The organism is Streptomyces sp. ALB3 (assembly GCF_044385685.1).
GTDB lineage: Bacteria > Actinomycetota > Actinomycetes > Streptomycetales > Streptomycetaceae > Streptomyces.
The window spans coordinates 1-10,217 of sequence record NZ_JBISCE010000014.1; the positions used below are offsets into that span (position 1 = coordinate 1).

Annotated in this window: 2 protein-coding genes; both read left to right on the forward strand. The window is 70.9% G+C overall.

What is annotated here, in order from left to right; all coding sequences use genetic code 11:
• The coding region (locus ACHFIV_RS11170; protein WP_398966354.1) for an SDR family NAD(P)-dependent oxidoreductase at positions 1 to 2,806 on the forward strand (2,806 nt) is incomplete at its 5' end.
• Between the two features lie 25 nt (positions 2,807 to 2,831).
• Positions 2,832 to 10,217, forward strand: a 7,386-nt coding sequence (locus ACHFIV_RS11175; RefSeq protein ID WP_398966357.1) for a type I polyketide synthase, incomplete at its 3' end; no start/stop codon positions are given.

A 10,217-nucleotide genomic window follows, 5' to 3' on the forward strand; every position in this document is an offset into this window, starting at 1 on the left:
GCGTTTGTCGGTTGCGGCGGTGAACGGTCCCTCCTCGGTGGTGGTCTCCGGTGACGGGGATGCGCTGGATGAGCTGCTGGAGGTGTGCAGGGCGGAGGATGTGCGCTGCAAGCGGATCGATGTGGATTACGCGTCGCACAGTGCGCACGTGGAGCGGATCCGGGACCGGTTGTCGGAGGTGTTGTCGGGTCTGGCACCCCGCTCCTCGCAGGTGCCGTTGTACTCGACGGTGACCGGTGAGCTGCTGGACACGGCGGGAATGGACGCCGGGTACTGGTACACGAACCTGCGCCGGACCGTCCTGCTGGAGGAGGCCACCCAGGCCCTGCTGAGCACCGGACACAGCGTGTTCGTCGAAGTCAGCCCGCATCCGGTGCTGGCTGTGGGGCTGGAGGAGACGTTCGAGGCGGCCGGCAGTGACGCGGTGGCGCTGGGGACGTTGCGGCGGGGTGAGGACGAGTCCCGGCGTTTCATGATCTCGCTGGCGGAAGCGCACGTGCACGGGGTCGACCTCGACTGGCAGGCCCTGTTCGCCGGGCACACACCCGTGCACGTGGATCTGCCGACCTACGCCTTCCAGCGCCGGCACTACTGGCCCGAAGCCCTGGCCGCGCCCGTCGCGGGCGCTGCGGACCCCGTCGACGCCCAGTTCTGGGAAGCCGTGGAGGGCGAGGATCTCGACGCCCTCGTGCGCACTCTGGGAGCGGCGCAGAACGAGGGCGCTCTGCGGGCGGTCCTGCCGGCCCTCGCATCGTGGCGGCGCGACCGCCGCACCGGGGCCGCCATCGACGGCTGGCGCTATCGCATCGACTGGACGCCGCTGACGGAGGCGAAATCCTCCAGGCTCTCCGGACGGTGGCTCCTGGTGATCCCGGAGGTACTGCGCGACGACGCGGCGGTCTGCGCTTGCGACGCGGCTCTGGCGGAGCACGGAGCCAGGGTGACGACCGTTGTGGTGCTGGCGAGTGACGCCGACCGGGACACGCTGGCCGGGCACATCCGCACGCTTCTGGACGCCGACGACGACGAAGTGGCCGGTGTGCTGTCGTTCCTCGGGGCGGACGAGAGCCCCGACCCCGTACACCCTGCCGTCCCCGCCGCCGTGACATCGACCCTGGCCCTCGTGCAGGCGCTCGACGCAGTGGAACTGCAGGCTCCCCTGTGGTGCGTCACCAGAGGAGCCGTTCAGGTCAGCGGCTCGACCGACCGCACCGTGAGTGTCGCCCAGGCACAGGTGTGGGGGATGGGACGGGTCGTCGGCCTGGAGCGGCCCGGTACCTGGGGCGGTCTGATCGACCTGCCGGCCGACGGCGTCGGCGCACGCATCACCGACAGTCTGTGCGGCATCCTCTCCGACGCGGACGCGGCGGGAGAGGACCAGCTGGCCGTGCGCCCGGCCGGTGTCTTCGGACGCAGACTCGTGCGAGCGCCCCTCGAGGGTGCGGGCGCCCGCACCCCGTGGAAGGCCGAAGGAACCGTGCTGATCACCGGCGGTACAGGCGCCCTGGGCGGGCACGTGGCCAGGTGGCTGGCCGGGCGGGGTGCGGAGCGGCTCGTACTGACCAGCCGCCGGGGCATCGCCGCACCAGGCGCAGAGGAGCTTGAGGCGGAGCTCACAGCTCTGGGTGCCAAGGTCTCCGTCGTCGCCTGCGACGTCGCCGACCGCTCACAAGTGGCCGAACTCATCGGACGGCTGAGCCAGGAGGGCAGTCCCGTCCGCAGTGTCATCCACACCGCCGGGGTCAGCGACAGCGTCGCCCTCGCGGACACGGAGCCGGCCGCGTTCGCCGATGTCCTGTCCGGCAAGACGGCGGGCGCCGCCCACCTGGACGAGCTGCTCGGCGGAACGGTGGACGTCTTCGTCACGTTCTCGTCCATCGCCGGGATATGGGGCAGCGCGCGCCAGGCCGCGTACGCAACCGCGAACGCGGCGCTCGACGCGCTGGCTCAACGCCGGCGCGCACGCGGCTGGGCGGCCACCTCCGTGGCATGGGGCCAGTGGGCCGACAGCGGAATGGCCGCCGGTGACACGGGCCAGCAGCTCACCAGGCTGGGTCTGGCCCCGATGGATCCCGGCCTGGCGGTCGTCGCCCTGCACCAGGCGATCGAGTACGACGAGCAGCCGATCGTCACTGTGGACGTGGACTGGCCCCGCTTCGCCACCGCGTTCACGACTCTGCGCCACAGCCCCCTCATCGCCGGTCTGCCGGAAGTGAGGGCCGCGCTGAAGAGCACCGAGGAAGCCCCGGACGCCGAGGGCACCGGCACGGCCGAGGCGCTGACCCGGACCATGCGGGAGCTGTCGGGGCCGGAGCAGGACCACATGCTGCTTGAACTGGTCCAGGAGCGAGCGGCCACCGTGCTGCGGCTCGACACCCCCAACGCCGTACGCCCTGACCGGGCGTTCCGCAACCTGGGGTTCGATTCACTGACCGCCGTGGAGCTGCGCAACCGGCTCGCGGAGGCGACCGGCCTGCGGCTGCCGGCCGCGCTGGTCTTCGACCACCCGACGCCCACCGCCCTCACCGCCTACCTGCGGAGCAAGCTGCTCCCCGAGGCAGGCAGGGCCGGCGATGAGACCACGGGCGCCTACGCGGACCTGGACGAGGCCCTGGTGCGCAGTGCACTGGCCACCGTGCCGCTGGACCGGCTCAGGGCGGCCGGACTGCTGGACACCTTGATGACGCTCGCGGATGAGCACGACGGAGCACATGCGTCCTCAGCCGCGGGTGACGACAACGACTCGATCGACGAGATGGACGCCGAGAGCCTGATCCAGATGGCTCTGGGCAACGGCGATTCCTGATGATGCGCGAAGTGTGGAGTTCATGATGGCTAGTTCGGGTGACAAGGTTCTCGAAGCGCTGCGCGCGTCGCTCAAAGAGGTCGACCGGTTGCGGAGGGAGAACACCCAGCTCACCGGCGCGGCCAGGGAGCCGATCGCGATCATCGGGATGAGCTGCCGCTACCCCGGCGGGGTGGCGAGCCCCGAAGACCTGTGGCGGCTGGTCGCCACCGGTACCGACGCGGTGGGCCCGTTCCCCACCGACCGGGGCTGGGACCTGGACGGGCTGTACCAGGGAGGCGACGCCGACGCGACGACCTTCGAAGGCGGCTTCGTCGACGGTGTCACCGACTTCGACGCCTCGTTCTTCGGCATCTCGCCCCGCGAGGCGCTCTCCATGGACCCGCAGCAGCGCCTGCTGCTGGAGGAGTCGTGGAAGGCGCTGGAGCGGGCCGGGATCGCTCCGACCTCCCTCCACTCCACCCAGACCGGCGTCTTCGTCGGCGCGCAGAGCTCCGGATACGAGACCAGCCTGCGCCAGTCCGACGACAACGTCGACGGCTACTACGTGACCGGCACCGCCGGCAGCGTCGTATCCGGTCGCATCGCCTACTCACTCGGCCTGCAAGGGCCCGCGGTGACCGTCGACACCGCCTGCTCGTCCTCGCTCGTCGCCCTGCACCTGGCTGTCCAGGCGCTGCGCCAGCGCGAATGCTCACTCGCCCTGGCGGCCGGTGTCACCGTCATGAACAACCCCGGCGCGTTCGCCGAGTTCAGTCAGCAGGGCGGCCTCGCCGGTGACGGCCGCTGCAAGTCGTTCGCGGCGGCCGCCGACGGAACCGGCTGGGCCGAGGGCGTGGGCGTGCTCCTGGTGGAGCGGCTGTCCGACGCGGTGCGCAACGGGCACCACGTGCTGGCGGTCGTACGGGGCTCCGCCGTGAACCAGGACGGGGCGAGCAACGGTCTGACCGCGCCCCACGGTCCTTCGCAGCGGCGCGTCATCCGCGCGGCCCTGGCCAACGCCGCACTGTCACCCGCGCAGATCGACGCCGTCGAGGCACACGGCACCGGCACCGTACTGGGTGACCCCATCGAGGCCCAGGCCGTGGTCGACACGTACGGTCAGGACCGGCCGCAGGACCGTCCGCTGCTGCTCGGCTCGATGAAGTCCAACTTCGGTCACGCACAGGCTGCTTCAGGCGTCGCCGGTGTGATCAAGATGGTCATGGCCCTGCACCACGACTCGCTTCCGCAGACCCTGCACGTGGACGAGCCGACGCCGCACGTCGACTGGTCGGCGGGCGCGGTACGACTGCTGACCGAACCGGTGGACTGGCCGGACACCGGACAGCCGCGCCGGGCGGGAGTGTCGTCGTTCGGTGTGAGCGGCACGAACGCGCACGTCATCGTCGAGCAGGCACCGCCGCGGGACAACGCCGAAGACGCCGACAGCTCCGAGCCCGACTGGGCCCCGCCGGTCGTCCCCTGGCTCGTCTCGGCGGCGGGAGCCCACGCTCTCGGCGCACAGGCGCGCACCTTGCTGGCACACGTGGAATCCGCCGACGCCCCGGCAGGCGCGCTGGACATCGGCTACTCCCTTGCCGTCGGCCGTGCCGGCCTCGAGCACCGGGCCGTAGTGCTCGAGGCCGGGCGTGAGGGCCTGCTGGACGGCGTCCGGCAACTGGCCGCCTCCGGCGGCGGGGCGCAGGTGGTCCGCGGCACCACCGAACCGGGCGGTCTGGCAGTGCTGTTCTCGGGTCAGGGTGCGCAGCGCTCGGGTATGGGCCGTGAGCTGTACGCGTCGTATCCGGTGTTCGCGGACGCGTTCGACGCGGTCTGTGCGGAGCTGGACCGGCATCTGGACCGGCCGGTCCGTGAGGTCGTGTTCGAGGGTGGTGAGCTGCTGGATCAGACGCAGTTCACGCAGGCGGGACTGTTCGCGCTCGAAGTGGCTTTGTACCGGCTCGTTTCCTCGTGGGGTGTCAAGCCCGACTATCTGCTCGGACATTCGATCGGTGAGTTGTCGGCCGCGCATGTGGCGGGGGTGTTGTCGCTGGAGGACGCGGCGCGGCTGGTGGCTGCTCGTGGTCGCCTGATGCAGGCGTTGCCGGCGGGCGGTGCGATGGTCTCGCTCCAGGCGTCCGAGGATGAGGTCCTGCCGCTGCTGACCGACGGCGTGTCCATCGCCGCGCTCAACGGGCCGTCCGCCACGGTGGTTTCCGGTGACGAGGACGCTGTCCTGGCCATTGCCGCCCATTTCGAGGCGGAGGGCCGTAAGACCAAGCGCCTGCGGGTCAGCCATGCGTTCCACTCGCCGCGCATGGACGCCATGCTCGACGAGTTCCGCACGGTCGCGGAAACGATGACCTTTCACGCCCCCGGGATCGCCATCGTCTCCGACCTCACGGGAGCGGTCGTTCCGTCACGTGAGATCCGCACTCCGGAGTACTGGGTGCGGCATGTCCGGCAGGCCGTCCGTTTCCTCGACGGGATCCGCACTCTGCAGGACCAGGGCGTGACGAAGTTCCTGGAACTGGGCCCGGACGGGCTCCTGACCGCCATGGGACAGGACTGCCTCATCCCGGACGCGGAGAGCCGGGTGTTCGTCCCGGCACTGCGCAAGGGCCGCGACGAGGCGTCGGCCTGCGTCACGGCGATGGCCGAGCTGCACGTTCGCGGTGAGCACGTGGACTGGGCGCGGTACTTCTCCGGAGCCCGGACGCGTCAGGTCGAGCTGCCCACGTACGCCTTCCAGCGTGAGCGCTACTGGCCCAACGTCCCCATGAAGCTCGACAGCGGGACCGCCGTGGTGGGCAACACACCTGCGGAAGCCCAGTTCTGGGATGCCGTCGAACGGGAGGACCTGGCCTCACTCGTCGACGCGATTCGTCCCGAGGACTCCGACGCGCTGGCCGGCGCACTGCCGGCACTCTCCGCCTGGCGACGACAGAGCCGCGTCAACTCCACCGCCAGCGAGTGGCGCTACGGCATCACATGGAAGCCCGCCACCCTCCCGGCGACGGCCCGGCTGTCGGGCGACTGGCTGGTCGTCGTGCCCACCGCGCACACCGACGACGAGATCGTCGCCCGTACGGTCGAGGCGCTGCACGCACACGGCGCCACAGTGATCACGATCGAGTCCGACACCCCTGCTGCCGACCGGGTCTCGATCGCCCAGCTGCTCGACGACGCCTGCGGACAGGGAACCGTACAGCCGGCCGGCGTCCTGTCGCTGCTGGCCCTGGACGAACAGCCCTCTCCCGCCCACCCGGTCGTCACCGGCGGCATGACGGGGACACTGGCGCTCGTCCAGGCGCTCGGCGACATGGGCATCGACGCCCCGCTCTGGCTCGCCACGCGAGGTGCCGTGTCCGTCGGCCGCTCCGACCCGCTGGCCAGCGCCGCCCAGGCCTCGCTGTGGGGCCTCGGACGAGTCGTCGGCCTGGAGTGCGCCCACCGCTGGGGTGGACTCGTGGACGTCCCCGAGACGCTTGACGACCGCGCGGCGGTCCGGCTGATCGGCCTCCTCGCCGACGGCAACGAGGACCAGGTGGCGGTGCGCCCCTCCGGAGCGTTCGTCCGCCGCCTCGTGCGGGACACCCGCCCCGACCTCGTCGGCCCCGTGTGGACGGCGCAGGGCACCGCGCTGATCACCGGCGGAACCGGTGCGCTCGGCGGCCACGTGGCCCGATGGCTCGCTCGTAACGGTGCCGAGCACCTCGTCCTCACCAGTCGCCGCGGCCCGGACGCCCCCGGTGCGGCCGAGCTCGTCGCCGAACTCGAGGAGCTCGGCACCAAGGCCACCGTCGTCGCCTGTGACGTGTCCGACCGTGCAGCCGTTGCCGCACTCATCGAAGCCTGCGACGCCGCAGCGGCCGACTACCCGGGCGCCGCGCTCCGGACCGTCGTGCACGCGGCAGGCGTGGCCACAGCGACCCTGCTGTCCGAAGCCACCGCCGACACCCTCGCCGAGGAGATCTCCGCGAAGGTCGCAGGAGCCGTACACCTGGACGAACTCCTCGACGGCCATGACCTCGACGCGTTCGTCGTCTTCTCATCCGTCGCCGGAGTCTGGGGCAGCGGGGGCCAGAGCGGTTACGCGACCGCCAACGCCCACCTCGACGCGCTGGCGCAGCGACGCAGGGCGCGAGGCCTCCCGGCGACCGCGGTCGCGTGGGGTGCCTGGGCCGGTGGCGGCATGGCCGACGGCGAAGAGGGCGAGCACCTGCTCCGCCTCGGCATCCGGGCGATGGCGCCCGAGCCGGCGATCGCCGCGCTGCAGCAGGCACTCGACCGGGACGACACCCAGGTGACCGTCGCGGACATGGACTGGGCACGGTTCGTACCGGTCTTCAGCGCAGCCCGCAGCCGCCCGCTGATCAGCGAACTGGCGGAAGTACGGGCAGCGATCGCGTCGTCCGCCCCCGAGGCCACGTCTTCCACGGCGGCTGAGGGGTCGCCCCTGTGGAACCGGCTCGCCGGGTTGGCACCGGCCGAACGCACCGACGCGCTGACCGACCTGGTGCGGTCCTCCGCAGCCGTCGTCCTGAGGCACGCGTCGCCCGACAGCGTCGAACCCGACCGGGCCTTCCGCGAGCTGGGCTTCGACTCGCTCACCGCCGTCGAACTCCGTAACGCACTCGTCGCGGAGACCCGCCTGCAGCTGCCCACCACCATGGTCTTCGACCATCCGACGCCGAGCGTCCTGGCACGTTTCCTTGCGGCTGAGCTCTCCGCGCAGTACGAGATGCCCGGCCTGTCAGGTGCGCAGTCGCGGCTGTCGGCCACCGAGTTCACGGCGCCGACGAAGGACGACGACCTCATAGCGATCGTCGGTATGAGCTGCCGGTACCCGGGAGGGGTGGCAAGCCCGGACGACCTCTGGCGGCTCCTCGTGTCCGGTACCGACGGCATCTCGGAATTCCCCACCGACCGGGGCTGGGACCTCGAGGGCATCTACGACCCTGACCCGGCGCACCCCGGTACCACGTACACCCGGCACGGCGGCTTCCTCCACGACGCGGGTGAATTCGACGCCGGCTTCTTCGGGATCTCCCCGCGTGAGGCGCTGGCGATGGACCCCCAGCAGCGCCTGCTGCTGGAGGCGTCATGGGAGCTCTTCGAGGGCGCCGGAATCAACCCCGCCTCGGTGCGCGGTGAGCAGATCGGCGTGTTCGCCGGGGCCTCCTCCTCCGGGTACGGCGTCGGTGTGGCGCAGGGCTCCGAAGGCAGTGAGGGGCACCTGCTCACGGGTACGGCGACAAGTGTCGTGTCCGGCCGCATCGCCTACATGCTGGGCCTGGAAGGCCCTGCAGTCACCGTCGACACCGCCTGCTCCTCGTCACTGGTAGCCCTCCATCTCGCGGCTCAGGCGCTCCGCCAGGGTGAGTGCACCATGGCGCTCGCCGGTGGCGTCTCGCTTCTCGCCAGCCCGACCGCGTTCGTGGAGTTCGCCAGGCAGCGCGGCCTGTCGGCGGACGGCCGCTGCAAGCCCTTCGCGGAGGGAGCGGACGGGACGGGGTGGGCCGAGGGCGTCGGCATGCTGCTGGTGGAGCGGCTGTCGGACGCGCGGCGCAACGGCCATGAGGTCCTGGCCGTGGTACGCGGATCGGCCATCAACCAGGACGGCGCGTCGAACGGCCTGACCGCGCCGAACGGCCCGGCACAGCAGCGGGTGATCCGACAGGCCCTGACCAGTTCCGGCCTCTCGGCCGACCGGATCGACGCGGTGGAGGCACACGGAACGGGAACTAGGCTGGGCGACCCGATCGAAGCACAGGCACTGCTCGCCACCTACGGCCAGGAGCGCCGCTCGGACGACCTGCCCCTGTGGCTCGGGTCGATCAAGTCGAACATCGGTCACGCCGCGGCCGCTGCCGGTGTCGGCGGTGTGATCAAGATGGTGATGGCGATGCGGCACGGTGTGCTGCCGCAGACGCTTCACGTGGACGAGCCGACGTCGCAGGTGGACTGGTCGGCGGGTGCTGTCCAGCTCCTGACGGAGTCGATGGCGTGGCCGGAGACGGGCGAGGCACGGCGGGCGGGTGTGTCCTCGTTCGGTATCAGCGGGACGAACGCCCACATCATTCTGGAACAGGCGCCGCAGACGGAGACCCCGGAGGCGGCACGTGCACTGTCTCTGCCGGTGGTGCCGTGGGTGGTGTCCGCGAAGACGGCCGAGGCGCTCGACGCGCAGGTGGAGCGGCTCTCCACGTCTGCCGGGGAGCATGACCCGGTCGACGTCGGGTTCTCGTTGGTGACGACGCGTGCGGTGATGAGTCACCGTGCGGTGATCGTGGGTGACCGGACGGTCGCGGGGTCGGTGACTCCGGGGCGTACGGGTGTGCTGTTCTCGGGTCAGGGTGCGCAGCGGTCGGCTATGGGCCGTGAGCTGTATGAGGCGTATCCGGTGTTCGCGGATGCTTTTGACGCGGTGTGCGCGGAGTTGGACCGGCATGTGGACCGGCCGGTCCGTGAGGTCGTGTTCGAGGGTGGTGAGCTGCTGGATCAGACGCAGTTCACGCAGGCGGGACTCTTCGCCCTCGAAGTGGCGCTGTTCCGTCTGGTGTCCGCCTGGGGTGTCAAGCCCGACTATCTACTCGGACACTCGATCGGTGAACTGTCGGCCGCGCATGTCGCGGGGGTGTTGTCGCTGGAGGACGCGGCGCGGCTGGTGGCCGCCCGAGGCCGTCTTATGCAGGCACTGCCGGTGGGCGGGGCGATGGTCTCGCTCCAGGCTTCCGAGGACGAGGTCCTGCCGCTGCTGACCGAGAATGTCTCCATCGCCGCCCTCAACGGGCCGTCCGCGACCGTGGTTTCCGGTGACGAGGACGCCGTGCTCGCGATCGCCGCCCATTTCGAGGCGGAGGGCCGTAAGACCAAGCGCCTGCGGGTCAGTCACGCGTTCCACTCGCCGCGCATGGACGCCATGCTGGAGGAGTTCCGCACAATCGCCGAGGGGCTTACCTTCCACCGGCCCGAGATCGCCATCGTCTCCAACGTGACCGGCCAGGTCGTGACCGGCGACGAGCTGTGCTCGGCGGACTACTGGGTGTGCCATGTCCGTGAAGCGGTCCGCTTCGTCGACGGCATGCGCGCGTTGCAGGACCAGGGCGTGGACACGTTCCTGGAGCTGGGCCCGGACGGTGTCCTGTCCGCGATGGGCCTGGACTGCGTCGAGGACGCGGCGTTCGCGCCCGTGCTGCGCAGGGACCGTGACGAGGCGACCACGCTGGTCACCGCCCTCGCCGAGCTCCACGTACGTGGGAAGTCCGTCGACTGGGCGGCGTATTTCGCCGGCACCGGTGCCCGACGTGTGGACCTGCCTACCTATGCCTTCCAGCGGGAGCATTTCTGGCTGGCGTCGCTTGCGGCGGGTGGGGTGGATGGGTCGGGGTTGGGTGCGCGTGCGGTTGATCATCCTCTGTTGAGT